The following is a 25,801-nucleotide window of genomic DNA, read 5'->3' as shown; positions in this document are numbered from 1 at the left end:
CGGCCGTGCTTCTGACTGCGCTCCTGCCTCCGCTGCTCGCTGACGCCGACATCGCCCGCACCGTTCGCGCCGCCTCCTCCCGCTCGCGCACCGACCGCAGCCTCGTCGTCGCACCGGGCGCCCGGCCCGCCGTCCTGGCCGCCATGGCCCTGGGAGAGGAGGGCGTCCAGCGGGTCGCCGGCGGCGGCGCGCCGTCGGCCGGCTCCGCCGAGGCCTCCGGCACGCCGCTGCTGGTCGTCACCGCCACCGGCCGCGAGGCCGAGGAGACCGCCCTGGCGCTGCGCAGCTACCTGCTGGCCGACGACGTCGCCGTCATGCCCGCCTGGGAGACCCTGCCTCATGAGCGCCTCTCGCCGCGCGCCGACACCGTCGCTCAGCGCCTGTCCGTCCTGCGCCGCCTGGCCCACCCCGAGGAGGGCGGGGCGATCCGCGTCCTCATCGTCCCCGTGCGCGCCCTGCTGGCCCCCGTCATCGCCGGGCTCGGCGAGCTCGAGCCCGTCCACCTGGCCCCCGGCCTGGCCGTCGGCCTGGAGGAGACCGCCCGCCGCCTGGAGGCAGCCGCCTACACGCGCGTCGACATGGTCGAGTCCCGCGGCGAGTACGCCGTGCGCGGAGGCATCCTCGACGTCTTCCCGCCCTCCGAGCCCAGGCCGGTGCGCGTGGACTTCTTCGGCGACGAGATCGACGAGGTCTCCTCCTTCGCCGTCGCCGACCAGCGCACCATCGAGACGCTGGGTGCCGTCACCGCCACCGCCTGCCGCGAGCTGGTCCTCACCGACACGGTGCGCGAGCGCGCCGCTGCCCTGGTCGACGCCGTGCCCGGCGCCGCCGACATGCTGGAGAAGATCAGTCAGGGCATCGCCGTGGAGGGCATGGAGTCCCTCGCCCCGGTCCTGGTCGACGCGATGGTCCCGCTGCTGGACCTCGTCGGCGACCGGCTCACGGTGCTCCTGGAGCCCGAACGGGTGCGCAAGCGCGCCGAGGACCTGACCGCCACCACCACCGAGTTCCTCGCCGCCGCCTGGACCTCGGCGGCCTCCGGCGGCACGGTCCCCGTCGACCTGTCCGCCGCCGCCTTCGCCCACCTGGCCGAGGCCCGGGCCCTAGCCCTGTCCTCCAACCGCGGCTGGTGGTCCTTCACCGCCCTGGCCGCCGGCCCCGACACCACCCGCCTGGACCTCAGCGACCCCCACACCTACCGCGGCGAGCTCGAGCGGGCCGTGGCCGACCTGGGCCGGCTGGCCCGCCAGGGCTGGACCGTCGTCGTGGCCACCGACGGCCCCGGACCCGGCCGACGCATGGCCCAGCTCCTGGGCGACGGCGACGTCCCCGCCCGCATCGTCGACCAGCTCTCCGAGGTCGGCGAGCTCGGCCGCGACGGCGACTGGGCCCCCGCCCCGGCCGCTGTTGCTGATGACGCCGACGGCTCAACTGGTGCCGATGGCGCCCCGACGGCGGGCCCCGGCGACGGCGTCGTGCGCGTCACCCAGGCCAGCGCCGGCCACGGCTTCCTCGCCGAGGGCCTGCGCCTGGCACTCATCGCCGAGTCCGACCTCACCGGGCGGGCCGGCGCCGGCCCCCGCGAGCGCCGCAGCCTGCCGGCCCGTCGCGCCCGCCGCTCCGTGGACCCCCTGTCCCTGCACGCCGGGGACCTCGTGGTCCACGCCCAGCACGGGGTGGGGCGCTTCATCGAGCTGAGCCGGCGCACCGTGGGCGGAGCCCGCTCCTCGGCCACCCGCGAGTACCTCGTCATCGAGTACGCCCCCTCCAAGCGCGGCCAGCCCGGCGACCGCCTTCTGGTGCCCACCGACGCCCTGGACCAGGTCACCAAGTACGTCGGCGGCGACAGCCCCGCCCTGAGCAAGATGGGCGGCGCCGACTGGGCCAAGACCAAGTCCAAGGCCCGCAAGGCCGTGCGCGAGATCGCCGGCGAGCTCGTGCGCCTCTACGCCGCCCGCGCCGCCACCACCGGTCACGCCTTCAGCCCCGACACCCCCTGGCAGACCGAGCTGGAGGAGGCCTTCCCCTACACCGAGACCCCCGACCAGCTCTCCACCATCGACGAGGTCAAGGCCGACATGGAGAAGGCCCAGCCGATGGACCGGCTCGTGTGCGGCGACGTCGGCTACGGCAAGACCGAGATCGCTGTGCGCGCCGCCTTCAAGGCCGTCCAGGACGGCAAGCAGGTCGCGGTCCTGGTGCCCACGACCCTGCTGGTGAGCCAGCACGCCGAGACCTTCACCGAGCGCTACGCCGGCTTCCCGGTGACCGTGGCGGCCCTGTCCCGCTTCCAGGACGCCGCCGAGTCCGCCAAGGTGCTCGAAGGGCTGGAGAAGGGGAGTGTCGACGTCGTCGTCGGCACCCACCGCCTTATCACCGGCCAGGTGAAGTTCAAGGACCTGGGCCTGGTCATCATCGACGAGGAGCAGCGCTTCGGGGTGGAGCACAAGGAGACCCTCAAGGCGCTGCGCACCAACGTGGACGTCCTGTCCATGTCCGCCACCCCGATCCCGCGGACCCTGGAGATGGCGGTCACCGGCCTGCGCGAGATGTCCACCCTGGCGACCCCGCCCGAGGACCGCCACCCGATCCTGACCTATGTGGGCGCCTACGAGACCAAGCAGGTCTCCGCCGCGATCCGCCGCGAGCTGCTGCGCGACGGGCAGGTGTTCTTCGTCCACAACCGGGTCGAGGACATTGACGCCACCGCCGCGCGCCTGGCCGAGCTGGTGCCCGAGGCGCGTGTGGCCACCGCCCACGGGCAGATGAACGAGCACCAGCTCGAGGCCGTCATCGACTCCTTCTGGCGCAAGGAGACCGACGTGCTCGTGTGCACCACGATCGTGGAGACCGGGCTGGACGTGTCCAACGCCAACACCCTCATCGTCGACCGCGCCGACCGCATGGGCCTGTCCCAGCTCCACCAGCTGCGTGGGCGCGTGGGGCGCGGCCGGGAGCGGGCCTACGCCTACTTCCTCTACCCCTCGGACAAGCCGCTGACCGAGACGGCCCTGGAGCGCCTGCGCACCATCGCCACCAACACCGACCTGGGGGCCGGGATGCAGGTGGCCATGAAGGACCTGGAGATCCGCGGCTCGGGCAATCTGCTCGGCGGCGAGCAGTCCGGGCACATCGCCGGGGTCGGCTTCGATTTGTACGTGCGCATGGTCTCCGAGGCCGTGGCCGCCTACAAGAAGGCCCTGGCCCGCTCCGGGAAGGCCTGCGCCGACGCGATCGGCTTCGAGGAGGGCGATGAGGAGGACGTCGAGCTGCGCATCGAGCTGCCCGTGGACGCCACCGTCCCCGAGGACTACATCCCCCACGAGCGTCTGCGCCTGGAGGCCTACACGAAGTTCGCGGCGGCGCGCTCGGGGGAGCAGGTCGACGACGTCCTGGAGGAGCTGGCCGACCGCTACGGGCCCGTGCCCGAGGCGACCGCCCGCCTGGCGGCGCTGGCGCGCCTGCGGGCCCTGGCCGCCCAGCTGGGGGTGCGCGAGATCGTCGCCCAGGGAAAGTCGGTGCGCTTCGCCCCGGTGGACCTGCCCGAGTCGGCGCGCATGAAGGTCACGCGCCTCTACCCGGGCACCGTGCTGAAGCCCGCTACGCGCACCATCGTGGTGCCCGCCCCGGGCACCAACCGCATGGGCGGGGCGGCCCTGTCCGGCGAGGAGGTCGTGCGGTGGGCCGAGGTGCTCCTGCGCGCCGTCGTCCAGGGCGACGCCTCCTACGAGACCGAGGCCACCACCTACCGCAAACGCCGCTGACGCACGTGCTGATGACAAGGGGAGCCTGATCGTCTCAACCGGTCATCCGGCCGTCCTGCATGGTCAGGACCCGGTCACAGGCCTCAGCCACCCGCGGATCGTGCGTGGCGATGATGAGGCAGCCGCCGTGACGAGCGCTCTGGGAGATGAGCAGTGACGTGACCTCCAGGGCGGTGACGGAGTCCAGCGACGCCGTGGGCTCGTCGGCCAGGATGCAGCGCGGCCGGTTGACCAGGGCCCGCGCCACGGCCACACGCTGACGCTCCCCACCTGAGAGCCGCGGGGGCGTGCTCGCCTCGGCCCAGGCGATCCCGACGTCGGCCAGGGCCTGTCTGGCCCGCTCGTGCCTGTCCCTGCGTCTGGTGCGGGGCCTGCTGTACTCCAGGGAAGGGCGACATTCGCCAGCACGCTCAGGTGGTCGATGACCGCGCCGCTCTGAGGGATGAGGCCCAGTAAGCGGTTACGGGTCCGGGCTCGCCCGTCCGAGTCGGAGGGGGCGGGGACGCCGTTGACGAGGACGCTCCCCGAGGTCGGTGGGATCGTCAGCCCCAGCACGCCCAGCAGCGTCGACTTGCCGCACCCGGAGGGGCCCATCACCGCCACCGACTCGGACCGGCCGATGGCAAGTGACACCGAGTCGAGTGCGTGGACCGGCTGACCGCCACGGTGGTAGTCGACGCTGACCTCGATCAGCTCCAAGGCCTGCGTCATCGGAGTCTCCCGGATCGCGCGAACTCGATTCGCACACGGCGGACCGTCGTCATGAGAAAGACCAGGTAGATGATGAGGAGGGCGCCCCCGGCTGCTGCTGCGGCGCCCCTCAACAGACTGCTGGCTGCCAGGGCCAGGAGCGTCAGGGCCGGAAGCACCAGCATGGTGACGGCCAGGAAGGCTGCCAGGCGCGTGGTGAGCTGAGCCGACGTCGCGCCATAGAGATGACGCAGCAGCAGGTCGGCTCGCTCGCGGCGCAGCACTGACCGGATGGAGGCGCTGTAGGCGATGGAGACCAGGGCGGTCAGCCCCAGCAGGCCGACGCCGTGCATGGCAGCCCACACCAGGAGCTTACGGAAGCGCTCGGGCTGATCGGCGGCCAACCGGTGCGGAACCAGGGCGAGCCGGTCCTGTCTGGCAGCCGTGATGAACTGCTCGGTGTCGTCGTCGGTGGCGCAGAGCAGAACCGTGCGCCACACGGCCTCCTCCTGCTCGGTGCCATCCAGGTGATCCAAGCTCGAGGGCGGCAGCGAGATCAGCACCGACCTGTCCAGGTCGATCCCCACCGCAGCCGGGTCGAAGAGCGTGGCCGACGACGGCGTTCGGCCTGCTACCGGCACGCTGCGACCTCCGATGTGCAGCGGTCCGTCCACGGGATGAGGGACCTGGTCCCCGACCATGGCGCAGGGCGCCGGCGAGCAGAGCCTGGCTCCGGTCATGGCGTTCTGAGCGGCCTGCCCGACGACGACCACCACTGGATTGCCCCCGGCGAAGGAAGGGTCGTTGACTTCCACGTTGCCTATGACCATCGTGTAGGCCGAGCCCGAGGCGATGCGGTCACCCAGGTCCTCCATCAGACCGGGACTCGGATCGTTGTCCAGATCCCCGAGGTAGTAGGGCGTGAAGGTGGTGGCGTCGAGCTCGCGCAGGCGCTGGGCCGCCACGACCACTGACGTCTGGGTCATCACCTCGGCCAGCGTCATGGTGAGGATCACGCTGACCAGCGTGAACATGAGAGCGATACCCGCAGTGCTCCAACGGTGGCGCCATGCGGCGCCCAGAGCGCCCGCGATCTCGGTGTGGATCATGCCCCCGGCACCTCTGAGCCCGAGACGCAACCAAATGGCGAAGGTGAGCAGGCGTGCCATCCACAGCACGGCACCGCCCACCACCGCCCCCACGACCAGGACCCCCAGCTCCGGTGGCGAGAGCGGAGCCTGGGCGACCAACGCCGCCGCAGCGCCTGCACCAAGCGCTCCGGATGCGGTCCCCGCGATGACCCGAAGCAGCTCCCGACCACAGCGCTCGCGGACCAGTGCCGCCTCGGTGGCGCCGACCATGCGACGCAGCCGGATCTCTCCGCGTTGCTCAGGTAGCGACAGCGCCAGGGACATGACGGTGCAGACGATCCCCAGGGCGGCGAACAGTGCGGCCGTGGCCACTGTTGTGTCGCGCACCAGCGACACCAGCGCCGGTTGGCGCTGGGTGCTCTCGACTGTCAGCCCGGACTCCTCCAACACAGAGCTGACACGTGCGATCAAGGCCGGGTCCGTTGTTCCCAGGAGCAGCTCCCCGGTGCCCAACGGTGCGCTACCGAGCAGCTCCACGAACTGCAGGCTGCTGGTCGAGGGTGTGACTCCCGGGATGCTCACGGTACCGAGGACGGTGCGTCCGGCAGGTGCCAGCGGGGCCTGTCCGCGTGTCCTCCATACAGTGCTCGAATAGGTCCCGCGGATCGCAAAGAGACCAGAGCGCGAATCGGTGTTCAGTGGGCCGGTCCAGTCGATGCGCTGCTTGGGATCGAGGACTACGAGGATGGGGTCGCCATCGCCCTGAGAGGTCTTGACCATACTGACGCCCTCCTCAGTGAGAAGTGCGCGCAGCTGCCGGGCGGCTGTGAGCTGCTGTTCCTCGGTTGCGGGGCGAGCGGAGCTGGACAGCGTGAGAGTCGTCGTTGGCCCGGGTGTGCCGTAGGTCTCGGTTGACCGAGTCTGCCCCCACCACAGCGCCGCCAGAGCCAGGAAGGCGACCAGCATCCCGTAAACGACTGACAGTGCCCCGCCTGCCGACCTGCTGGCATGCGGGAGGAATCTGTCCCTTGTGCTCGCCAGTCGGGGAACGGACAGGCTGCGATCCTCACAGCCGGCGATTCTGGTGGCCGGGCTGATGAGCGAGTACCTCCCTGATGGTTGACCCGAGTACTGACGGACAAGTGGCAGGCGTGTGACCACAGTGCGGCCGGTCAGCCGTGACGGCTCCCATGCCTCACCTATATCTACGGTGCCGTGTCGATCTCAGTCGCGCAACCGCTGGCCACTGCACGAGGGTCGGGGGCTACTGGGGGAGGAATGGGTGTACTCCACGTAGGTGGGGCTATCGTGCAGTACGCACAACCCCCGGCCAGTAGATCCCCACCCTCGTGGAGTAGGCCGACCCTCGTGCAGGACGTCTGCAGTGTGTCCGGAGCCGCGTCGGTGGGCGGCGGCGGACCGGCTGCGTGCGTCGTCGCAGGCGGAACGGTAGGGTCAGGGGGCAGAAAAGTTGTGACACCATGTCGCCCTCCGGCGTCGTCCCCTTCCAGGAGCAGACCGTGACCCGAAGCCTTGCCGCACGCACGCGCGTCCTCGCCGCCAGCGCTGCACTCCTCCTCGCCGTCGGGGCGCTCGCCGGCTGCTCCGACCACCCCGGTCGGGTGGCCGACATGCACTACACCGGCCTGGACGGGGCCCGCCACCCCGTGGTCGTCACTGAGAAGGACGTCGACGTCGTGGTCAAGGAGCTGGACTCCGCACTCGGCCGGGAGAACCTGGAGCATCAGGGTGTGAACCGGTCTCAGATCGCCAGGCTCCTTGTTCAGGCCCCCATCATGGTAGAGGTCGGCCGGGCCCACGGAGTGACCGTCACCGACGCGCAGACCGTGCAGTGGTCCAAGGAGCATCTGAGCTTCGAGCCCCGCCAGGCGGCAACGATCACCTACCTGCGGGCGATTGCCCTGTCTGGCGAATACCAGGAGCTCTATCAGCAGGGGCAGCAGGGGCAGGCCGTGATCGGCGAGCTGCAGAAGATCTATAGCACGCTCGACGGTGATTTCTCCCCGCGCTACTCCGACAAGGCTCGGGCCTGGTCGACCCAGACCGATCCCCGTCTGGCATCCGGCAACAACCCCTTCGGAGGCGGCCTGCAGCAGGCCCCTCAGCAACAGCAGCAGGCCCCCCAGCAACAGCAGCAGGCCCCGCAGCAAGGTGGCCAGCAGGCTCCCCAGCAGCAGCCTCAGCAACAGCAGCAGAATCCCCAGCAGGGCGGCCAGCAGCCCGCCGACTCCGGCCAGACCGACGGACAGGGCCAGACCGGTCAGGCCGACGGTGCTGCGGGCGAGGGCGGCCAGGGCACCGAGCAGCCCGAGACCAACGGCCAGTAGGGCCGCTCAGCGCCCAGGACGACGACGGAACCGGGAGGCCGCCGCCCGTCCAGTGTCGTCCAGTGTTTCTCGCCGGGCGTGAACACTGTGCATTCCTCAGGACCATGGCCCTCGTGGTGGGGGTGCGGGCCCGCTAGGCTGGACCTGCATTCGGCAGTCGCGCGCGAGTGTGCCCGACGCCGACGACCGCATCACGACCCCCTCAGCAAGGAGCACCAAGTGGCCCTCATCGAGAACGTTCACGCCCGCGAGATCCTCGACTCCCGCGGCAACCCGACCCTCGAGGTCGAGATCCTTCTGGAGGACGGTGCTTCCGCTCGCGCCGCCGTCCCCTCGGGCGCCTCCACCGGTGCCTTCGAGGCCGTTGAGCTGCGCGACGGCGACAAGAGCCGTTACGGCGGCAAGGGAGTGGAGAAGGCTGTCGCCAACGTCAACGACATCATCGCCCCCGAGGTCATCGGCTTTGACGCCGCCGACCAGCGCGGCCTCGACCGGCTCATGATCGAGCTCGACGGCACCCCCAACAAGGGCAAGCTCGGCGCCAACGCCATCCTCGGCGTCTCCCTGGCCGCCGCCCAGGCCTCCGCCGAGTCCGCCGGCCTGGACCTGTTCCAGTACGTCGGCGGCCCCAACGCCCACGTCCTGCCCGTGCCCATGATGAACATCCTCAACGGTGGTTCCCACGCCGACTCCAACGTGGACATCCAGGAGTTCATGATCGCCCCCATCGGCGCCCCCACCTTCCGTGAGGCCCTGCGCATGGGTGCCGAGGTCTACCACGCCCTCAAGGCGGTCGTGAAGGAGCGCGGCCTGTCCACCGGCCTGGGCGACGAGGGCGGCTTCGCCCCCAACCTCGACTCCAACCGCGAGGCCCTCGAGCTCATCGTCGAGGCCATTGAGAAGGCCGGCTACAAGCCCGGCAAGGACGTCGCCCTGGCCATGGACGTCGCCTCCTCGGAGTTCTTCGACGACAAGACCAAGACCTACCAGTTCGAGGGCGAGGCCCAGGACACCGCCTCGATGGTCGAGTACTACAAGCAGCTCATCACCGACTTCCCGATCGTCTCCATCGAGGACCCGCTCTCCGAGGACGAGTGGGACGACTGGAAGCACCTCACCGAGCAGATCGGCGACAAGGTCCAGATCGTCGGCGACGACTTCTTCGTCACCAACCCCGAGCGCCTCGCCAAGGGCATCAAGCTCGGCGCCGCCAACGCCCTGCTGGTCAAGGTCAACCAGATCGGTTCCCTGACCGAGACCCTCGAGGCCGTCGAGATGGCCCACCGCGCCGGCTACAAGACGATGACCTCCCACCGTTCCGGTGAGACCGAGGACGTCACCATCGCCGACCTGGCCGTGGCCACCAACTCCGGTCAGATCAAGACCGGCGCCCCCGCCCGTGGCGAGCGCGTCAACAAGTACAACCAGCTCCTGCGCATCGAGGAGGCCCTCGGCGACGCCGCGGTCTACGCCGGCGCCGGCGCCTTCCCCCGCTTCCAGGCCTGAGCCTGACAGCGACCTGCCGACATCGAGCCGCTGACTGACGCGACGCCTCAGCCGCGACTCGACGACGACGCACCCCACCGCTTCGGGGCAGACGGGTTCTCCCGCCTGCCCCGAAGCGTTGTCTACGGAACGGTGTCGTTGCGCGTCCATCAGGGGGCGAGTGATGAGTGGGGCGTGAGCAACGCGCCCGGTGGGGTGCGTCCTCGTGCGGCCCCCGGTGAGGCAGGATGCCGGTATGACTCCACGCCGCCCCTCCTCCAGCCAGTCCGGGACGCGCCGTGTCGCTGGCGGCGCCCGGCCCCGTCAGGTTCCGGCCGAGCGGGCGGCCTCCGCGGCCGGGTCCGGTTCCGGCTCGGCCGCCTCCCGGCCCCGAGGCCTGCCGACGACGGTGCCCGGGCGGACCCTGCCGCCCAGGGTCGTCATCCTGGCGGTCGTGTGCCTGCTGGCCTTCGTCGTCATCTTCACCTCCCTGCGCGCCTACCTGTCCCAGCAGGCCCAGTACGACGCCGTCGTCGACAAGATCAAGGAGGCCTCCGACACCTCCACCACCCTGGAGAACGAGCTGGCCCAGTGGAAGGACGACACCTATGTGCGCTCCCAGGTGCGTGAGCGCCTCGGCTACGTCATGCCCGGCGACACCAGCTACGTCGTCGTCGGCGCTGACTCCATGAAGGAGACCGAGGCCGGCGGCGGGGCCACCCCGGGCTCCCAGGACGCCCCCTGGTACCAGGAGCTCCGGGACTCCTCGCGGGCCGCCGGCCAGGCCAGTAGCACCGCCCCGGCAGGATCGAAGGACGGGGTGGACGGCAAGACCCTCAACCCCGCCCAGAAGGAGCTGCCGACCGGCGAGCCCAACCAGACGCCGTCGGATCCGCCCAAGACCACGCCGAAACCGGCCGTCACCCCGCAGACGAAGGAGACCCCGTGAGCCCCACCCCCCAGACGCAGGAGCCGGTGTCGTCGGCCGACCTCGAGGCCCTGGCCGAGCAGCTGGGGCGGGTGCCGCGCGGAGTCGTCGCCATCGCGGCCCGCTGCGTGTGTGGGCGCCCCACGGTGGTGCGCACCGCCCCGCGCCTCGACGACGGCACTCCCTTCCCGACCAGCTACTACCTCACCCACCCGGCCGCTGTGAAGGGCTGCTCCACCCTGGAGGCCGAGCACCTTATGGAGACCTTCAACGCCGACCTGGCCGCCGACGCCGAGCTGGCCGCCGCCTACGCCGCCGCCCACGCCGACTACCTGGCCCGCCGCGCCGAGCTCGGGCAGGTCCCTGAGATCGAGGGGGTCTCCGCCGGCGGCATGCCCACGCGCGTCAAGTGCCTCCACGCCCTGCTCGGGCACACCCTGGCCGCCGGGACCGGCGTCAACCCCATCGGTGACCGCACCCTGGAGGTTCTGCGCGAGCGCGGACTGTGGGATCCTGAGCGCTGCTCCTGCTAAGCGGCAGGGACACCCTGTTCCTTCCTTCCCGACCCAGCCCAGGAGGCCGCCGCCATGACCCGCGTCGCCGCAATCGACTGCGGCACCAACACCATCCGTCTCCTCATCGCCGAGGCCGACCGCGACGACTCCGGGCGCCCCCGCCTGGAGGTGCTGCGCCGTCGCAACGAGATCGTGCGCCTGGGCCAGGGCGTGGACCGCACCGGCCTGCTCGACCCCGAGGCCCTGGAGCGCACCCTGGCGGCCGTGGCCTCCTACGCCGCCGACTGCACCGAGCTGGGCGTCGCCCCCGGGGGCGACGTGCGGCGCTTCGTGGCCACCTCCGCCACCCGCGACGCCCGCAACCGCGAGGACTTCGTGGCCGGGGTCAGGCGCCTGCTGGGCATTGAGCCCGAGGTCGTCAGCGGCCAGGAGGAGGCCCGCCTGTCCTTCACCGGCTCGCTGTTGGGCGCCCGCGGTGGCGAGGACGACCCGGCAGCGGGGCGGGGCGGGTGCGCGCCGGCGCGGCTCGTCGTCGACCTCGGGGGCGGCTCCACCGAGCTGGTCCTGGGAGTGGACGCCCCCAGCGCCGCCATCAGCCTGGACACCGGCAGCGTGCGCATCACCGAGCGCTTCCTGGCGGGCGGCGTCACCCCCGAGGCCGAGACCGCCGCCCGGGCCGAGGTACGCGGCCTGCTCGATGAGGCCGAACGGGCCGTCGACCTGTCCGCCCCCGGGCGGCTGGTTGGCCTGGCCGGCACCATCACCACCGTCACCGCCCACGCCCTGGACCTTCAGGCCTTCGACCCGCAGGCCCTGAATGGTGTCGAGCTGAGCCCGCAGACGGTCCTGGCCTCCTGCGAGGCGATCATCCACTCCACACCTGAGCAGCGCGCCTCCTGGGGCTACCTGGCCCCCGGCCGCCGCGACGTCATCGCCGCGGGAGCCCTCGTGTGGAGCGAGGTCGTCACCCGTGTCGTGGAGCGGACCACCGCCGCCGGGCGCCCGCTGCAGCGGGTCACCACCAGCCTCTACGACATCCTCGACGGCATCGCCCTGTCGCTCGTGCCCGAGCCGGGGCCGGCTGAAGGGGCCCGGGCGTGAGCGCGACGCCGCTGACCTGGGGCGGACGCAGCATCCCCGGCCCCGGCGGCCTGCCCGCGGTGGCGGTCTCCCTGACCGGGCCGAGCCTCGCCCAGGTTCGGACCCAGGCCCGCCGCGCCGTCGACGCCGGTGCCGACGTCCTCGAGCTGCGCGTCGACCTGCTGGAGGAGGCCGGCGCCCTGGCCGCCCCCGGCCCGCTGGACGCGGCCACGGCCGCCGCCCAGGTCCTGGAGTGCCTGCGGGGGCTGGGGGAGGCCATAGACGGCGCTGACGCCGACGGTGTTGACGCCGATACCGGCGCCCCGGTGCTGCTCACCTGCCGCACCGCCGCCGAAGGGGGCCGGGCCCACCTGGATGACGCCGCCTACGGCGCCCTCCTGCGCTCCGTCCTCGACGGGCTCGCCGACTGGGCGCCCGAGCGCCTCCCGGCCGCCATCGACGTCGAGGTCCAGCACGGCTGCCTGAGACAGGCCTGCGAGCAGGCCCACGGTCTGGGGATCGGCGTCGTTGCCTCTTTCCACGACTTCGAGGCCACCCCGTCCGATGAGGTCCTCGAGGAGGTCCTGGCCCGCATGGCCTGTCAGGGCGCGGACCTGGCCAAGATCGCCGTGTGGCCCACCAGTGCCGACGACGTTGCCCGCCTCCTGGGCGTGTGCGCGCGGGCCACGACCGGCGCGGGGGAGCGCGGCGGCCTGGGGGTGCCCGTGGCCGCCATGTCCATGGGGGCGCTCGGGGCGGTCAGCCGTGTGGCGCCGGCCTTCGGGTCGGCGCTGACCTTCGCCGTCGTCCCCGACGAGCAGGGACTGGCCCGGGCCTCCGCTCCCGGCCAGCTGCCGATCCAGGACGTGCGACGCTGCCTGGAGCTCCTGCGGGCCTGAACGATGGTCCGCACCCGCGCGTTCATGGTGGTATCGGTTGGCCTGCCGCCCGAGTTCGTAGGGTAGGTCGTGCGTTCGGGGGGTAAGGGTACGAACGCAACCCCTACGGTACGAACGCGTGGAGCTGGCGGTTGTCCTATAGACCCTCCTCCCAGGCCAGGATCGTGCGAGCCATGAGGCCGGTGTTGCCGGTCTGGCAGTGGCTCGCCGCGCTCTCAGCCCGGGTGAAGGTGCGAGTGGTCACCGAGCGGGCGGCGGTCAGGCGCTCGGCCTGACGAACCATCTGGTGGCGTGGTACGAACTCGTCCTCAGCGCCCTGCATGAGCAGGACGTCCCCGGTGACCCTGGGGGAGACATCGGCTGTGGAGAAGGTGGCCGCTGTGCGCAGGAACTCAGCGGGCGAGTGCGTCCCCGTGACGTGCATGCCCTGCCACACGCCCCACCAGGTCACCGGGCTGCGGCGGGCTTGCTCGGTCAGGACCCGGTTGAGAACTCTCGTGGGAGTTCGGGCGATGAGCGGTTCGAGGCGTGCGAGAGACCGCCCGGCACTGCGCGTCAGAGCCGGCGGAAATGCCTGGGAGACGAGGACCTCCAGGAAGTCGTCGAGCACGTCCAAGGCGACGACACGCCTGGATCGGGGCTCACCGGCGGCGGCGTGCATGACGAGCCCGCCTCCCAACGACATGCCGATGAGCGTGGCTTCATCGACGTCGAAGTGGTCCAGGACTGCGGAGACCGGCGACGCCCACTGTGCGCGCATCGTCAGCCTCTTGCTCCTCCTGAGGCTGGGCGTCGTGCCTAGCTCCAGATCGGCATCCAGAGTGCCGCCCTGCCCAGGTCCCTCAAAGGCGATGACCCTCCGTCCGCGCTTGGCCACAGCGGCCAGGACCGGGAACATCTCCTCGATATAGGAGTCGAAGCCGCCGAAGACGACCCACGTACTCCGTGGAGGCTGCGCGGCGTCGGGATCCGTCAGCTCATAGGCGGGCAGGAGGCCGCCCTCGAAAGGGACGAGATCGGGCTCCAGCGCGAAGCAACGTTGCAGGGAGGTGACGAATCTTCGACGACTCGGGGCCTTGAGCGGGTTACCGGGTTGCATGAAGAACTCCGCCCCGCGGACGAAGAAGGCCGCCTCCAGGTCGTGCCCCTGTTCCTGGACCCGATCGGCGAGGTCCAGGTAGGTCCGTACCCAGTCGGCGATCCGGGTGGTGCGCGGCAGTACCGGCAGGAAGTCGGCGACCGCCTGCTCGGTGGCGAGCCACCGGTTGGCCTGCAGGTTGAGGAAGCTGTTGCTGCTCAGGTGACGGAAACCGATAGCGGGTGCGTCCAGATCGAGTGCGTGCGTGACATCCATGAGGACCCCTTGTTCCTAAAAGCAAGAAAATTGCATTAGAACTGTAGCGTGCGACCCGCTGTCGAGGCAACCCGTTGCTCTAGGCTGGCGACATGAAGCCGAGTAGGGGAGATGAGGCGACGGAGGTGTGCGTCAAAAACGTGGTGCGCCCCCGTCCCGGCGGCCGTTCCGCACGCGTGCGTCGAGCGGTGCTGGACGTCGTCGTCGAGCTGCTTGAAGAAGGTGGGGTCCAGGCGGTCACTATCGCCGAGGTCGCCGCGCGCTCCGGAGTCAACGCCTCCTCGATCTACCGTCGCTGGCGCGGCGTTGACGCTCTCATCCTCGACGCCGCTCAGGACCTGAGCCTGGGCGCCATCGATGTGGCCGACACCGGCTCCCTCGAGGGAGACCTGTGCGCCACGACGGTATCTGTGGCCGCCTTCCTGCGCACGGACCTCGGGATCGCCATGGCTCGCGCCCTCATCCACGTGTCCCCGGAGGTTCTAGAACGCCTCTGCGACTGGCCGCAGTTCTGGCCCACCCGCCTCCGGCGCTTCGAGCCGGTCTTCGCTCGTGCCACCGCCCGCGGAGAAGTGGCTGACGACGTCGACCAGGCCGTCATCGCCTCCATTGGCGAGATGATTGCCGCACAGACGTACTTTCTCACTCTCTTCCGGCGCGAGGAGGTCGACGATGCCGCTGCTCGGCGCATCGTGCGTCGCGCACTCGTGGCCGCAGGGCTGTAGGTTCGGGCATCTGCGCGGGAGACCGCCGACTCGTTGGGAGTGCGAGCGAGCTGTCAGTCATGAGGAAGAGGGACTCGGTGGGAGTTAAACGTCGAGCCTGCGCAGGAGCTGCGCGGGCGGAAGGGCCCCGTCCTCGATGTAGGCGCGGAAGACGGGGGTCGCCTGCTCACCGGTGAAAACCTCCTCGGGGTGCAGACGCAGCGAGAAGGGCTCGGGACCCCCGTTGTCCCAGGTGATCGTGGTCCATGCCTCGGGGTTGGCAATGGGCTCTCGGGCCACGGCGTAGTGCTCGTAGGAGTCGTCCTCGTGGGTCACGCGAATCTCGACGCTCATGGCGGCCGCCGAGCCGCCGCACTGGATGAAGGTGGCCCGCGCCGGGGAGGACTCCGGGACCTCGTCCATATGCGTCATCCCGTCGGGCAGCGCCCACACCACGACGGCGAAGCGCCTCGCGCCGTCCAGGTAGGCGGGCGAGGTGAGCTTGCGAGCGACCTCCTCGGCAATGAGCCGCGGGGTCTGGGGCTGCAGGAAGACGTCGATGGGACCGTTCCTGCCGACGATGTACTGGGCGAAGTACCTCATGGTCTGCTTTCTGGTAGGCGATCGGTGTGGGCTATGAAGACAGCGTAAGCGCCGGTACGCCCTCGATGAGGGGATGTTGTTGCAACACACGCTGTCACGCCCCGGGGTGCGTCGATGTAGGAACCGGACGCCTGTGTCCTCGCTGAAACGAGCGACGAGCAGGAACAGTTGAAGCACAAAGCACCAATGTGTTTCACGTCACGATTCTGGCTTGTGTTCGTATGTTTAACGGTTAAAATATATGATAGAGTTTTAATGTTGAATGGCGTTGAGGTCGTAACAACGCTGGTGCGGGTGATATTGCCACAAAAGTCAAAGACGATGAGAATGGTCGTTTTGAAGAGCTGGGCCGGGCGCGTGGTTTTGATACCAGCGGTACTGTGACTCGTACATACACGTGGAAGGTTGGTGAGGAGCCGCCCCAGATCGATATGGACTCGTATGACGGTTCTGGAGGGAACCGGAATGATCCCGATACAGGTGATGAAAGAGGGGGGTATGGGGGCAGAAAGGTGGAATGCGTTACTCTCGTTCTACCGAGTCCTCCTGACAAAGTAAACCGCTATCCCGATGGGCGGAAGTATTAGGTCGACGTTGCTTTGGAGTAATCGATGGGTGATGGGATTCGTGGGGTGAATGATTGTCGAAGGCGAGACATTCTTTTTGTTTCTTCTACTGTGGGGGTGACTATGTTTTTGGGTGGCTGTCTCTCTTGGTTTGACAGAGGTCAGGGCGATGGGGGGCGATCGTTTCGCCAAGTTTACGGAGTACACCACTACGGAGGCGGTTGTAAAAACTGACTTGGCTGCTGTTGAGAAGCGTATGCCGGGAATTAAGGTTACGGAAGCTCATTGGGTTGGAGAGCAAAAGGAGACTGGGCGCTACGATCTCCCTGCTCCTGAACCGCGCTACTGGTTTCATCTCGTTGCTACGTTGAGCTCCGATAGTGTCGATGCTCTCGTCAAGGCTTCGACGGGTACCGTCGATGTACTGCCTGGAATCCAGCCCGACCTGCGTAAGTATGTGCCCACGCAAGACGCCTTCGTGTCCGTTCCGCAAGGGAAGGCTGACGAGATCCTTGATGTCAAACATGTTGCGCAAGGTGACGAGAAAGACTGGGAAGGAGACGCCTTTAACGTAGAGCAGTTAGTAGTCAGCTCAGCCTCCAGCGTGATGGTTCTTATTGGATGGGGTATTATGAGTTGATTGTAGAATCTTCTCTCTCGTTGGTTTGAGAGTGGTGAGAGTGGTGTCAGCGAAACGGAGTGGTGGCATCGTGGTCGAGTACAGGAGGCGCGGCGTCGTCGGCATGGGGCTCGTCGGCGGAACGGCGCTGGCACTGGGCGGGTGCGCCCCAGCGCAGGACGGTCGGTCGCGGCCGGGTGCGACGCCGACGTCGGATGGCCGTTTCGCGAGCTTCACCGAGTACGTCCCCGTGACGCTGGAGATCCGCACTGATCTGGGACGCCTCGACAGACGCATGCCGGGCGTCACCATCTCCTCGGCCCACTGGGTCATGCAGTACCAGCAGGAGCAACGCGAGGTCCTACCCCCACAGGACCGCCCGATATGGATACACGGGGTGCTGGCACTCGAACCCGCCAGCACCCGGCCGCTCGCCGAGGCCTCGAGCGGCACGGCCGATCCGCTCCCCGGTATCTACCCCGACCTGCGCCAGTACGTCCCCGAGGACAAGGCCTTCACCACAGTCCCGAAGGAGAAGGCCGATGCGATCCTCGACATCGAGCACATGATGGAGGATGACCCGAGTCGTTTTGATTCTCCCCACTTTGAGACCGAGCAGGTCGCCATCTGCGCTGACGCCAACCTTCTGATCTTCACCGCGACGGAATGGCATACGTGACGCGCCTGACCGGCTGCAGGCCTGCGGCCCGCGCGTTCGTAGGTTAGCCCTCGCGTTCGTACCCTTAACCCTCGACCGCGCGGCACAAGGTACGAACGCGCGAGCCGCTCCGGTCTGACAAGGGCTCAGCGCGCGTACCGGCTCCACGACGGGCCCCAGGTGGGGCGCCTCACCGGCTGCGTGGCTGTTCGCGCGCCCCGCCCATGGCGTAGTCTTGCCCACGTTGCCCCGGCGAGGGACGCGCCAGTACGGCGCGCATCCGTGATCGACGTGGTGGTACCTGGCGGTACTGCGCGTCGTCGCGCCCAGCCGGACCACCATCAGCCGCGGGGCACCGGGCCCCGCCTCATCCGCAAGGAGAGCCACATGGCCAACAACGCCATCACCCTCAAGGCCCAGGACCGCACCGAGTTCGGCAAGGGCTCGGCCCGCCAGGCCCGCCGCGCCGGCCAGGTCCCCGCCGTCGTCTACGGCCACGGCACCGAGCCCCGCCATGTCCTGCTCGAGGAGCACGCCACCCGCATGGCCCTGCGCAGCAACGACAACGCCCTGGTCGAGCTGGACATTGCCGGCGGCGAGACCCTCCTGGCCCTGGCCAAGGACGTGCAGCGCCACCCCATCCGCCCCGGCGTGCAGCACGTCGACTTCCTCCTGGTGAACCGCAACGAGCGCGTCGACGTCGAGGTCCCGGTCACCGTCATCGGTGAAGCCACCCCCGGCACCATCCACATGATCGAGGCCGCCACCGTCATGGTCTCCGCCCCGGCCGTCTCCGTGCCCGAGACCATCGAGGTCGATGTCACCGGCATCGACGCCGGTACCGTCCTGACCATCGCCGACATCACCCTGCCCAAGGGCGTCGAGGCCGTCGCCGACGCCGAGACCGCCGTGGTCAACGTGGCCAACGAGCACGCCGTTGCCTCCGAGGTCCCCGAGGACGCTCCCGCTGAGGGCGACGACGAGGCCGAGGCCGAGGCCGAGTGAATCGCGCGTGACTGACATGTCCAGCCACGACGACGCGCCGGCAGGCACCACCCGCGCCGCTCGCGCCGGGCTCACCCCGGGGTGGGGCGTATGAGTGAGGCCTGGCTCGTCGTCGGGCTGGGGAACCCCGGGACCCGGTACGCCCGCAACCGCCACAACGTCGGCTATATGGTGCTCGACGTCCTGGCTGAGCGCACCGGGTCCCGGTTCTCCCAGCACAAGAAGGCCCGCGCCCGTGTGACCGAGGGCCGGCTGGGCATGATGCCGGGCGGAGCCCCTGGCCCCCGCGTCATCCTGGCCGAGCCCTCGGTGCTCATGAACCTCTCCGGCGGCCCCGTGGCCGGGCTCGTCTCCTACTACGGGATCGACCCCGACAGCCGCCTGCTCGTCATCCACGACGAGCTCGACCTGCCCGCCCACGAGCTGCGCCTCAAGCGCGGCGGCGGCGAGGGCGGTCACAACGGCCTGCGCTCCATCAGCAAGTCCATCTCCACCAAGGGCTACGCGCGCCTGCGCGTAGGTATCGGCCGCCCGCCGGGACGCCAGGACCCCTCCGACTTCGTCCTGTCCGACTTCCCCGGTCGCGAGCGCGCCGACCTCGGCGTCACCCTGGAGCAGGCCGCCGACGCCGTCGAGCAGGTCGTCACAGCCGGCTTCGACGACGCCCAGCAGCGCCTCCACGCCCCCCGCTGACGTTCGGTCCCTCAGGCCATGAGGCCGGTCTCGTAGGCGACGACGACGGCCTGGACCCGGTCGCGCACGTCGAGCTTGGCGAGCACGTTGCCCACGTGGGTCTTGACGGTGGTGGCCGAGACGACGAGGTGCGCGGCGATCTCCGCGTTCGACATGCCTTGGCTCATGAGCACGAGGATCTCTTTCTCGCGCGGGGTCAGCGAGTCGATCCGCGGGTCCGAGCAGGACTGGGCCGGCGCGTCCGAGCTCGGCAGCGAGGCGGCGAACATCTCCAGCATCCGCTGGGTGATGCGCGGCGAGACGACCGCCTCCCCGGAGGCCACGGTGCGGATGGCCTCGGCGAGCTCGGTGGGCCGGGTGTCCTTGAGCAGGAAGCCGGAGGCCCCGGCGCGCAGCCCGGCGAAGGCGTACTCGTCCAGGTCGAAGGTGGTCAGGATGAGCACGCGCGTGCCCGGGCACTCCTGGGCGATGCGCTCGGTGGCCTCGATGCCGTTCGTGCCCGGCATGCGCACGTCCATGAGGATGACGTCGGGGTGCAGGGCCCTGGCCTGGGCCAGGGCGGAGGCCCCGTCGGAGGCCTCGCCGACGACAGTGATGTCCTCCTCGGCCTCCAGCACCATGCGGAAGCCCATGCGCATGAGCGCCTGGTCGTCGGCGAGCACGACGCTGACCGGGCCGGTGACCTCGCCGGGGCGCTCCGACCCGCCGGGCTGGAGGGGGTCGCTGCTGCTCACAGGGGCGTCTGCCATGAGAAAGTCCCTTCGTCATGCTCGTCCCAGCGCAGGACTGCGCGGACTCGCCAACCCGTGGGCGTCGGGCCAGCCTGTACGGTCCCACCATAGACCGATGCGCGTTCCCGCATGCCGATCAGCCCCTTACCGGATCCGTGCATCGGGCGCGTGCCGGGGGCGGCCTCGTTGTCCACGGTGAGGACCACGGTGCCGATGTGCCGTTCGACGTCGACGCTGACGGCCGGCGTCGTCGGGGCGTAGCGCAGCACGTTGGTCAGGGCCTCCTGGGCGATGCGGAACACGGTGAGCTGGAGGGCCTTGTCGTCTGGGAGCGCGGCACCCACCCACCGGTAGGTGACCGGCACCCCCGCGGCCACGAAGCGTTTGACGAGCTCAGTGATGTCGGCTTGCTCGGGGGAGGGGGCCAGGGGCAGGTCGCCGCGGGAGCGGTCGCCCGCGCCGTCGGTGGCCTGCTGGCGCAAGTTCGCGATGGGGGCGCTGGGCTCGGCCGGCGTCACCGTCCCCAAGGGGGCGAACTCGGGCACCGGCAGGTCGCGGACCTCGCGCTGGTGGGCCGACGACGGTGAGTCCTCTGAGGGGGCCGAGGCGGAGGCGTGCCCCGCGGTGACTGAGGGGTCCTCCCGCAGGACCCCCACCAGGCGGCGGGTGTCGGCCAGGGCACTGCGTCCGGCCTCGGCCAGGGTCTCCATGGCCTGCTTGGCCGTGGCCGGATCGCGCTCCACGGTGGCGGCGGCGCCGTCGGCCATGGTGATCATGACGGCCAGGGAGTGGGCGACGACGTCGTGCATCTCCCGGGCGATGCGGCTGCGCTCCTCGGCGGCGGCCAGGAGTACCGCCTGCTCGCTGGCCAGAGCCATCCGGGCCGTGCGGAGCTCCATGGCCTTGAGCCGCAGGCGGGCGGAGCGGGTATTGAAACCGATCAGGATGCCGATCAGGACGAGGAGAACGAGCATGACGGTGGTGCGCAGGAGCTCCCCAACCGACAGACCGGGAGTTGTCAGGCTGAGGTCCAGCATGAGAACCACCAGGGAGATGCCCCCCGCGGTCCATGCGGTGGCCGGCCTGCGGTGCGAGGCGACGGCGCCCAGGGCGAAGGGGAGTGATATCAGCCCCATGCCGCTGACGCCGATGGTCGCGTACAGCAGCTGCTCCAGCGTGAGATGGAAGACCCGCAGGATCGCGAACTGGTAGACCTCCGGGATGAGGAGGATGGCGGCCCAGCTCCACACAGGGGCGCGTCGGCGAAGTGCCAGCGCTATCCCCAGCAGTGCGATCGCGGTCAACGTCAGGGGCAGGAGGGGATAGGTCTTCACCGGGCTGCTGGGCCGCAGAAAAAACGTGACACCCGTGAAGAAGGCGTATGTGACGACGCCGGCAGCGATGGAGATGTCGATGATCGTCGGATGACGGTAGTACCACTGCCTGATCGTGCGCAGCAGGCCCCGTGGCTCGGGCGGGAGCTCCAGGTCGTCCTCGTTGGGCATGGTGGCGCCGTTACGGCCGGACTGAGGGGGCGGCAGCTGGCTGGACATAGGACTCAGTGTGTCGTTCCAGGGGGTCATGATTGACGTCGACTTGTGCGGCTGAGGGACCCGCTTCCGACGATGGGGGTTCTTCCCGTGCCTGTCGGAGGCGGGGGTCGCCGGACCGGGGGAGGGCGTCGCGGGTAGGGAGCGGATGAGGCTCCGCAGAAGTGCGGGGTCGGTCAGGGGCGCGGGGGCTGACATGGGCTCGCCTCCGGCTGACGGTGGGGGAGTCGCCCGCTCAGGCGTCGCGCCGGGAGAAGACGAACCAGGCTGCGATGAGTGGGATGAGCGCCCAGGCGGTGAAGACCGCGATGGCCTGGCCGTGAGTGAGGAACTGAGCGCCCTGCCCGCCCCACTCGGTGGTGCGCTGGAACGGGTCGGAGACGGCCTCGGAGACAGTACTGGGCAGGCAGCCGATGATTTTGTAGATCCAGTCCCACTTGTTGGCTGCGAGCTGGAGGGGGACGGCGACGACGAACAGGAGGGAGACGATCACGGTGATGGCGCCGGCGGTGGAGCGCAGCAGGAAGCCGAGCCCCAGAGCCATGAGGGCGATGACGGCGAAGACCAGGCCCGAGCCCCAGATATAACCGGCGTAGTGCGAGTCGGTGAGAGAGCCGGCGTGCTCGCCGATGAAGGGCTTGGAGATCGCCCAGGACAGGAAGACGGACAGGCTTCCCAGGAGGAAGGAGACGATGGCCAGAACCACTGCCTTCGATGCCAGGAGCTGCCCGCGCTTGGGGACGGCGGCCAGGGAGGACCGGATCTGACCGGAGGAGTACTCACCGGTGATGATGAGGGCTCCCAGGACTGCGACCACGATCTGCCCGAATGCCAGGCCTTGAGTGATGAGGTCCTTGGCCATGTCCTGGTACTGCTCGGACTGTCCCGAGGCGGCGGTGAGGCCGGCGCCGAACAGAACGGTCAGGGCGATGGCGATGAAGGAGGTGATCCAGGTCGAGCGCAGGGACCAGAACTTGATCCACTCCGCGCGCACGGAGCGCAGGATGGTCTGGCGGCTCTGGATGCGTGGTCCGGCTGGGCGCGGTGCGGGGTCTGCGGGGGCGGTCCCGACGGCGGTGCGCACCGGTGCGGGGCCTGCGGGGGCGGCAGAGACATGTACTGGGGTGTGGGTACTCATGGCTTGGCTGGACCTTCTGTGGTGAGACGGATGGAGCGGTCGATGGCGGGCGCGGCGCGCTGGGGCGCGGGCCTCAGCCCCGGGCGGAGCCCTGCGGCACGGCCTGGCGCATCTGGGCCTGCTGCATCTGGGGCTGGGAGGCGGGGTCGGTGCGGTACTCCACGGAGTCGCTGGTCAGAGTCATGTAGGCCTCTTCGAGGCTGGCACGGATGGTGGTGAGCTCGTGCAGAACGATGCCGCCCTGGGCGGCCAGCTCGCCGATGGTGGCGGCGGTGGTCGCGGTGGTCTCCAGGACGTTGGGGGCCACGGGCCGGGCGGCCAGGTTGCGGGAGGCCATCAGCTCGGCGAGCTGGGTGGCCTGAGGGGAGGCCACGCGCACCCGGTCGGTGGTGGCCGAGGCGATGACGTCGTCGACCGGGCCGGCCGTGAGGATCCGGCCGCGGCCGATGACCAGGAGGTGGTCGGCGGTCTGGGCCATCTCGCTCATGAGGTGGGAGGAGATGAACACGGTGCGGCCCTCGCCGGCCAGGCGGCGGCAGGTCTCACGCACCCACTTGACGCCCTCGGGGTCCAGGCCGTTGACGGGCTCGTCGAACAGGAGCACACCGGGGTCGCCCAGCAGGGCCGCTGCGATGCCCAGGCGTTGGCCCATGCCCAGGGAGAAGCCCTTGACGCGCTTCTTGGCCACCGGGGTCAGGCCGGTGATGTCCAGGACCTCGTCGACCCGCTTGGCGGGGATGCCGTTAGAGGCGGCCAGCTGGCGCAGGTGGTTGCGGGCGCTGCGCGAGCCGTGCAGGCCCTTGGCGTCCAGCAGGGCTCCGACCTCGCACAGGGGGGCCGACAGCTGCCGGTAGGGGCGCCCGTTGATCGTGACCTTGCCGCTGGTGGGCTTGTCCAGGCCCATGATCATGCGCATCGTGGTGGACTTGCCCGCCCCGTTGGGGCCCAGGAAGCCGGTGACGGTGCCGGGCTCGACGGTGAAGGAGATGTTGTCCACCGCCGTTTTCTTGCCATAACGCTTGGTGAGATTGACTGCCTCGATCATGATGTTCTCTCTTCGACGTGGGCCGCTGGCCAGGGGGTGGGTGGTTCGCCGTGGTTCTTCCAGGGGCTTGTCCCAAGGAGCAACCAGATGGCTTCAGCCTAGGAGCGCGCCGGCGTCGACGAATCGGCCGAGGTGACGAACCCGGGGCCTGTCGGGGCGGGTCCGCCAGGGGGAGGAGGGTCCTCCTGGAGGATGAGAACCGATTAGTCGATGCGAGCCGGCGGAGGTCGCCGAGGAGGCGACGGAGCTCGGTGCGCGAGTGGGGACCTCTTCCCTGAGGGCTACGTTGTGAGGGAAATGGGTTCCCCTGACCGTGCGGGGGCTGCGCATAATGTGCGCAGTTTTCGGTGCCGGCCCTTTCCGGCCGGACCGGACTGCGAGCGACGGCCTCTCCGGGCCGACGGTCCCAGCCCCCTCAGAGAGGATGAGAGGAACATGTCCAACCCCTTCTTCAGCCGAAGCACCGCCTTCAAGGCCGGCGGCCAGGCTCCCGGGACCGCCCCGGCTCAGACGTCCAACGGCTACCCCACGATGCCCGGCTACCAGGCCAGCCAGTACGGTCAGCAGGCCGCCGGCTACGGCCAGCAGTACGGGCAGAGCGCCAACCCGTATGGCAACCAGTACGGTCAGCAGACGGCCGGATACGGCCAGGTGACCCCCGAGCAGATGGCCGGTCTGGAGGCCCAGTACCAGGCGCCGTCGGCCACCAACGCGGACATGCGCCGCATGACCTACGACGACGTCATCATCCGCACCGCCGGCATGTTCGCCGTCATCCTGGCCACCGGCGCCCTGTCCTGGAGCCTGGTGACCAATGAGGCGACTCGTGGTCTGGGTGTCATGGCGATGTTCGCCGGTGCCATCGGCAGCCTCGTCCTGGGCCTGGTCAACAGCTTCAAGCGGGAGCCCTCGCCGGCTCTCATCCTGGCCTACGCGACCTTCGAGGGACTGCTGCTGGGCAGCATCTCCGGCGTCATGGAGACCCTCTACGAGGGCATCGTCGTCCAGGCCGTGCTCGCGACGCTGGCCACCTTCGGGGCCATGCTCGCGGCCTACTCCTACGGCGGCTTCCGGGTCCAGGGAAGGTTCCGTCGAGTAGTGGTCGTGGCCACCTTCGGCTACATGATCTTCAGCCTCATCAACTTCTTCCTCATGGTGACCGGCCTGACCACCGGCGCCTGGGGCCTGCGCTCCCTGACCATCATGGGTGTCCCACTGGGTGTCCCGCTGGGAATCCTCGCGGTCATCCTGGCCTCCTTCTTCCTGGCGATCGACTTCGAGTCCATCGGGAACGGGGTCCGCAACGGGCTGCCCCAGCGCTACGCCTGGGCGGGGGCCTTCGGCCTGGTCGTCACTCTCGTGTGGCTCTACGTGGAGTTCCTGCGCCTGCTGAGCTACTTCCGCGACTGAGCTCACGGCGCGGGGTCGGGGGATCGGTGCGTCCGATCCGGCCCGACGCCACCACCTCGGCTGGGGCCGGGACGCATCTGATGCGTTCCGGCCCCAGCCGTGTACTCGGTGGCTTCGGGCCTGTTCCCGTGCCTGCCACTGCCTGACCCGCTCGCTGGGTTCGCGCTGGGCCGAGGCCCGCTGCGGCGTCGAACCGGGGGCCTCACGTAGGCTCGCCGCATGATCAACACCAACATGCCCTCCGTCGAGGGCGCCAAGGGTACCAAGCCCACGCTCACCTTCCCCGGGACCGAGGCCCCCGAGGGGCTCCAGGTCCAGGTGCTCGACGCCGGCGACGGCCAGGTGGTCGAGGCCGGCGACACGATCGTGGCCAACTACCTGGGCCAGATCTGGGGCGGCAACGTCTTCGACAACTCCTACGACCGCGGCCAACCACTGAACTTCCAGGTCGGCGTCGGCATGGTCATCCGCGGCTGGGACGACGCCCTCGTGGGCCAGCGCGTGGGCTCGCGCCTGCTGCTGTCCATCCCCTCCGAGCTGGGCTACGGCGACCGCGGCGTCCCGCAGGCCGGTATCCGCGGCGGCGACACCCTCGTCTTCGTCACGGAGATCCTCGGCGTCATATGAGCCGGGCTCACCGAGCCACCGACCGTGCGAACGCAGGGTAGGTCTCCGGTTCGTACCCTGAACCCCTGTGTTGTCTCATGACTTCTGGGAGTTTCGGATGTCTTGGCATCTCAAGACACCGGTGCGGCGGGTTTCCGAGGCGTGAGAGTTGTTGCTCGCCTTGTCGGAGGGGGCCGGCCCGGTGACTGTGGTGGCTGCTGGCGTCGTCTGGATGTACTGCACGAGGGTGGGGTGCTGCTGGAGGAGGGGTGGGGGTACTTCGGGTGGGTGGGGCTTTTGTGCAGTACGCACAACCCGT

Annotated in this window: 22 protein-coding genes and 2 pseudogenes; 14 read left to right on the top strand and 10 right to left on the bottom strand. The window is 69.6% G+C overall.

Going from position 1 to position 25,801, the window contains the following annotated elements:
- Positions 1-5 precede the first annotated feature (5 nt).
- Positions 6-3,764, top strand: a complete 3,759-nt coding sequence (gene mfd / locus BKH20_RS08250; protein ID WP_075390648.1) for a transcription-repair coupling factor — start codon at positions 6-8, stop codon at positions 3,762-3,764.
- A gap of 34 nt (positions 3,765-3,798) precedes the next feature.
- On the opposite strand, the gene BKH20_RS14710 is transcribed toward mfd, so the two are convergent.
- The 4 genes and pseudogenes from BKH20_RS14710 to BKH20_RS14695 all read right to left on the bottom strand — a co-directional run bounded on the left by BKH20_RS14710 (position 3,799) and on the right by BKH20_RS14695 (position 6,511).
- Positions 3,799-4,011, bottom strand: a complete 213-nt coding sequence (locus BKH20_RS14710) for a hypothetical protein (protein ID WP_256693103.1) — start codon at positions 4,009-4,011, stop codon at positions 3,799-3,801.
- A gap of 3 nt (positions 4,012-4,014) precedes the next feature.
- Positions 4,015-4,074: pseudogene (locus BKH20_RS14705) on the bottom strand (hypothetical protein); the annotation flags it as partial.
- A 134-nt stretch (positions 4,075-4,208) separates the two neighbouring features.
- Positions 4,209-4,358, bottom strand: a pseudogene (locus BKH20_RS14700) (ATP-binding cassette domain-containing protein); the annotation flags it as partial.
- Between the two features lie 113 nt (positions 4,359-4,471).
- Positions 4,472-6,511, bottom strand: coding sequence for a hypothetical protein (locus BKH20_RS14695; protein ID WP_256693101.1), 2,040 nt, complete (start codon positions 6,509-6,511; stop codon positions 4,472-4,474).
- Positions 6,512-7,026: 515 nt separating this feature from the next.
- Here BKH20_RS14695 and BKH20_RS08235 point away from each other — a divergent pair.
- The 6 genes from BKH20_RS08235 (at position 7,027) to BKH20_RS08210 (ending at position 12,800) form a co-directional block, all read left to right on the top strand.
- Entirely contained in the window at positions 7,027-7,893 is an 867-nt protein-coding gene (locus BKH20_RS08235) for a hypothetical protein (RefSeq protein WP_075390647.1), read from the top strand.
- A gap of 219 nt (positions 7,894-8,112) precedes the next feature.
- Positions 8,113-9,399, top strand: coding sequence for a phosphopyruvate hydratase (gene eno, locus BKH20_RS08230; protein WP_075390646.1), 1,287 nt, complete (start codon positions 8,113-8,115; stop codon positions 9,397-9,399).
- 235 nt (positions 9,400-9,634) lie between these two features.
- Complete coding sequence (locus BKH20_RS08225; protein ID WP_070661044.1) at positions 9,635-10,327, top strand: FtsB family cell division protein; 693 nt, start codon at positions 9,635-9,637, stop codon at positions 10,325-10,327.
- Positions 10,324-10,839 carry a DUF501 domain-containing protein gene (locus tag BKH20_RS08220; protein ID WP_075390645.1) on the top strand — a complete coding sequence of 172 codons (516 nt, stop codon included), beginning with the start codon at positions 10,324-10,326 and terminating at the stop codon, positions 10,837-10,839. Before BKH20_RS08225 ends, BKH20_RS08220 begins: the two co-directional genes overlap by 4 nt.
- Before the next feature lie 54 nt (positions 10,840-10,893).
- Positions 10,894-11,922 carry an exopolyphosphatase gene (locus tag BKH20_RS08215; RefSeq protein WP_075390644.1) on the top strand — a complete coding sequence of 343 codons (1,029 nt, stop codon included), beginning with the start codon at positions 10,894-10,896 and terminating at the stop codon, positions 11,920-11,922.
- Positions 11,919-12,800 carry a type I 3-dehydroquinate dehydratase gene (locus BKH20_RS08210; protein ID WP_075390643.1) on the top strand — a complete coding sequence of 294 codons (882 nt, stop codon included), beginning with the start codon at positions 11,919-11,921 and terminating at the stop codon, positions 12,798-12,800. Before BKH20_RS08215 ends, BKH20_RS08210 begins: the two co-directional genes overlap by 4 nt.
- A 136-nt stretch (positions 12,801-12,936) precedes the next feature.
- Here BKH20_RS08210 and BKH20_RS08205 read toward each other — a convergent pair whose 3' ends face one another.
- Entirely contained in the window at positions 12,937-14,154 is a 1,218-nt protein-coding gene (locus BKH20_RS08205; RefSeq protein WP_075390642.1) for an alpha/beta fold hydrolase, read from the bottom strand.
- A gap of 92 nt (positions 14,155-14,246) precedes the next feature.
- On the opposite strand from BKH20_RS08205, the gene BKH20_RS08200 reads away from it, so the two are divergent.
- Positions 14,247-14,879, top strand: coding sequence for a TetR/AcrR family transcriptional regulator (locus BKH20_RS08200; RefSeq protein ID WP_075390641.1), 633 nt, complete (start codon positions 14,247-14,249; stop codon positions 14,877-14,879).
- Positions 14,880-14,963: 84 nt separating this feature from the next.
- On the opposite strand, the gene BKH20_RS08195 is transcribed toward BKH20_RS08200, so the two are convergent.
- Positions 14,964-15,461 carry an NTP pyrophosphohydrolase gene (locus BKH20_RS08195; RefSeq protein ID WP_075390640.1) on the bottom strand — a complete coding sequence of 166 codons (498 nt, stop codon included), beginning with the start codon at positions 15,459-15,461 and terminating at the stop codon, positions 14,964-14,966.
- 699 nt (positions 15,462-16,160) lie between these two features.
- Between BKH20_RS08195 and BKH20_RS08190 the strand changes: the two genes are divergently transcribed.
- From BKH20_RS08190 to pth, 4 genes are all read left to right on the top strand, one after another.
- Positions 16,161-16,667 (top strand): hypothetical protein, encoded by a 507-nt coding sequence (locus BKH20_RS08190; RefSeq protein WP_143224969.1) that lies wholly within the window; start codon positions 16,161-16,163, stop codon positions 16,665-16,667.
- Between the two features lie 70 nt (positions 16,668-16,737).
- Complete coding sequence (locus tag BKH20_RS08185) at positions 16,738-17,325, top strand: hypothetical protein (RefSeq protein ID WP_075390638.1); 588 nt, start codon at positions 16,738-16,740, stop codon at positions 17,323-17,325.
- A gap of 366 nt (positions 17,326-17,691) precedes the next feature.
- The gene (locus tag BKH20_RS08180; RefSeq protein WP_070661055.1) at positions 17,692-18,309 is read left to right on the top strand and encodes a 50S ribosomal protein L25/general stress protein Ctc; all 618 of its coding nucleotides are present in this window, start codon (positions 17,692-17,694) and stop codon (positions 18,307-18,309) included.
- Between the two features lie 90 nt (positions 18,310-18,399).
- Entirely contained in the window at positions 18,400-19,002 is a 603-nt protein-coding gene (gene pth / locus BKH20_RS08175; RefSeq protein ID WP_070661057.1) for an aminoacyl-tRNA hydrolase, read from the top strand.
- An 11-nt stretch (positions 19,003-19,013) separates the two neighbouring features.
- Here pth and BKH20_RS08170 read toward each other — a convergent pair whose 3' ends face one another.
- The 4 genes from BKH20_RS08170 to BKH20_RS08155 form a co-directional block, all read right to left on the bottom strand.
- On the bottom strand, positions 19,014-19,751 hold the full coding sequence (locus tag BKH20_RS08170; RefSeq protein WP_070661061.1) for a response regulator: 738 nt from the start codon (positions 19,749-19,751) through the stop codon (positions 19,014-19,016).
- On the bottom strand, positions 19,733-21,286 hold the full coding sequence (locus BKH20_RS08165; RefSeq protein ID WP_075390637.1) for a sensor histidine kinase: 1,554 nt from the start codon (positions 21,284-21,286) through the stop codon (positions 19,733-19,735). Before BKH20_RS08165 ends, BKH20_RS08170 begins: the two co-directional genes overlap by 19 nt.
- A 232-nt stretch (positions 21,287-21,518) precedes the next feature.
- Positions 21,519-22,421: an ABC transporter permease subunit gene (locus BKH20_RS08160; protein WP_075390636.1), complete on the bottom strand. Its 903-nt coding sequence runs from the start codon at positions 22,419-22,421 to the stop codon at positions 21,519-21,521.
- Between the two features lie 73 nt (positions 22,422-22,494).
- The gene (locus BKH20_RS08155) at positions 22,495-23,466 is read right to left on the bottom strand and encodes an ABC transporter ATP-binding protein (protein ID WP_075390635.1); all 972 of its coding nucleotides are present in this window, start codon (positions 23,464-23,466) and stop codon (positions 22,495-22,497) included.
- Between the two features lie 435 nt (positions 23,467-23,901).
- Between BKH20_RS08155 and BKH20_RS08150 the strand changes: the two genes are divergently transcribed.
- Together BKH20_RS08150 and BKH20_RS08145 are read left to right on the top strand one after the other, a co-directional pair.
- The gene (locus tag BKH20_RS08150; protein WP_075390634.1) at positions 23,902-24,876 is read left to right on the top strand and encodes a Bax inhibitor-1/YccA family protein; all 975 of its coding nucleotides are present in this window, start codon (positions 23,902-23,904) and stop codon (positions 24,874-24,876) included.
- A gap of 219 nt (positions 24,877-25,095) precedes the next feature.
- On the top strand, positions 25,096-25,503 hold the full coding sequence (locus BKH20_RS08145; RefSeq protein WP_070661075.1) for an FKBP-type peptidyl-prolyl cis-trans isomerase: 408 nt from the start codon (positions 25,096-25,098) through the stop codon (positions 25,501-25,503).
- The last annotated feature ends 298 nt before the right edge of the window (positions 25,504-25,801 follow it).

Source organism: Actinomyces oris, from assembly GCF_001937445.1.
Taxonomy (GTDB): Bacteria; Actinomycetota; Actinomycetes; order Actinomycetales; family Actinomycetaceae; genus Actinomyces; species Actinomyces acetigenes.
The sequence above is the reverse complement of the archived record's forward strand: the minus strand, read 5'-3'. Positions and strand labels throughout refer to the sequence as shown.

Excerpts from the sequence above, each read along its gene's own strand:
- BKH20_RS14695 (WP_256693101.1), bottom strand. The coding sequence starts at position 6,511 with ATGCTGGTCGCCTTCCTGGCTCTGGCGGCGCTGTGGTGGGGGCAGACT.
- BKH20_RS08235 (WP_075390647.1), top strand. The coding sequence starts at position 7,027 with ATGTCGCCCTCCGGCGTCGTCCCCTTCCAGGAGCAGACCGTGACCCGA.
- BKH20_RS08225 (WP_070661044.1), top strand. The coding sequence starts at position 9,635 with ATGACTCCACGCCGCCCCTCCTCCAGCCAGTCCGGGACGCGCCGTGTC.
- BKH20_RS08215 (WP_075390644.1), top strand. The coding sequence starts at position 10,894 with ATGACCCGCGTCGCCGCAATCGACTGCGGCACCAACACCATCCGTCTC.
- BKH20_RS08205 (WP_075390642.1), bottom strand. The coding sequence starts at position 14,154 with ATGGATGTCACGCACGCACTCGATCTGGACGCACCCGCTATCGGTTTC.
- BKH20_RS08200 (WP_075390641.1), top strand. The coding sequence starts at position 14,247 with ATGAAGCCGAGTAGGGGAGATGAGGCGACGGAGGTGTGCGTCAAAAAC.
- BKH20_RS08195 (WP_075390640.1), bottom strand. The coding sequence starts at position 15,461 with ATGAGGTACTTCGCCCAGTACATCGTCGGCAGGAACGGTCCCATCGAC.
- BKH20_RS08180 (WP_070661055.1), top strand. The coding sequence starts at position 17,692 with ATGGCCAACAACGCCATCACCCTCAAGGCCCAGGACCGCACCGAGTTC.
- pth (WP_070661057.1), top strand. The coding sequence starts at position 18,400 with ATGAGTGAGGCCTGGCTCGTCGTCGGGCTGGGGAACCCCGGGACCCGG.
- BKH20_RS08170 (WP_070661061.1), bottom strand. The coding sequence starts at position 19,751 with ATGGCAGACGCCCCTGTGAGCAGCAGCGACCCCCTCCAGCCCGGCGGG.
- BKH20_RS08165 (WP_075390637.1), bottom strand. The coding sequence starts at position 21,286 with ATGTCCAGCCAGCTGCCGCCCCCTCAGTCCGGCCGTAACGGCGCCACC.
- BKH20_RS08160 (WP_075390636.1), bottom strand. The coding sequence starts at position 22,421 with ATGAGTACCCACACCCCAGTACATGTCTCTGCCGCCCCCGCAGGCCCC.
- BKH20_RS08155 (WP_075390635.1), bottom strand. The coding sequence starts at position 23,466 with ATGATCGAGGCAGTCAATCTCACCAAGCGTTATGGCAAGAAAACGGCG.
- BKH20_RS08150 (WP_075390634.1), top strand. The coding sequence starts at position 23,902 with ATGTCCAACCCCTTCTTCAGCCGAAGCACCGCCTTCAAGGCCGGCGGC.
- BKH20_RS08145 (WP_070661075.1), top strand. The coding sequence starts at position 25,096 with ATGATCAACACCAACATGCCCTCCGTCGAGGGCGCCAAGGGTACCAAG.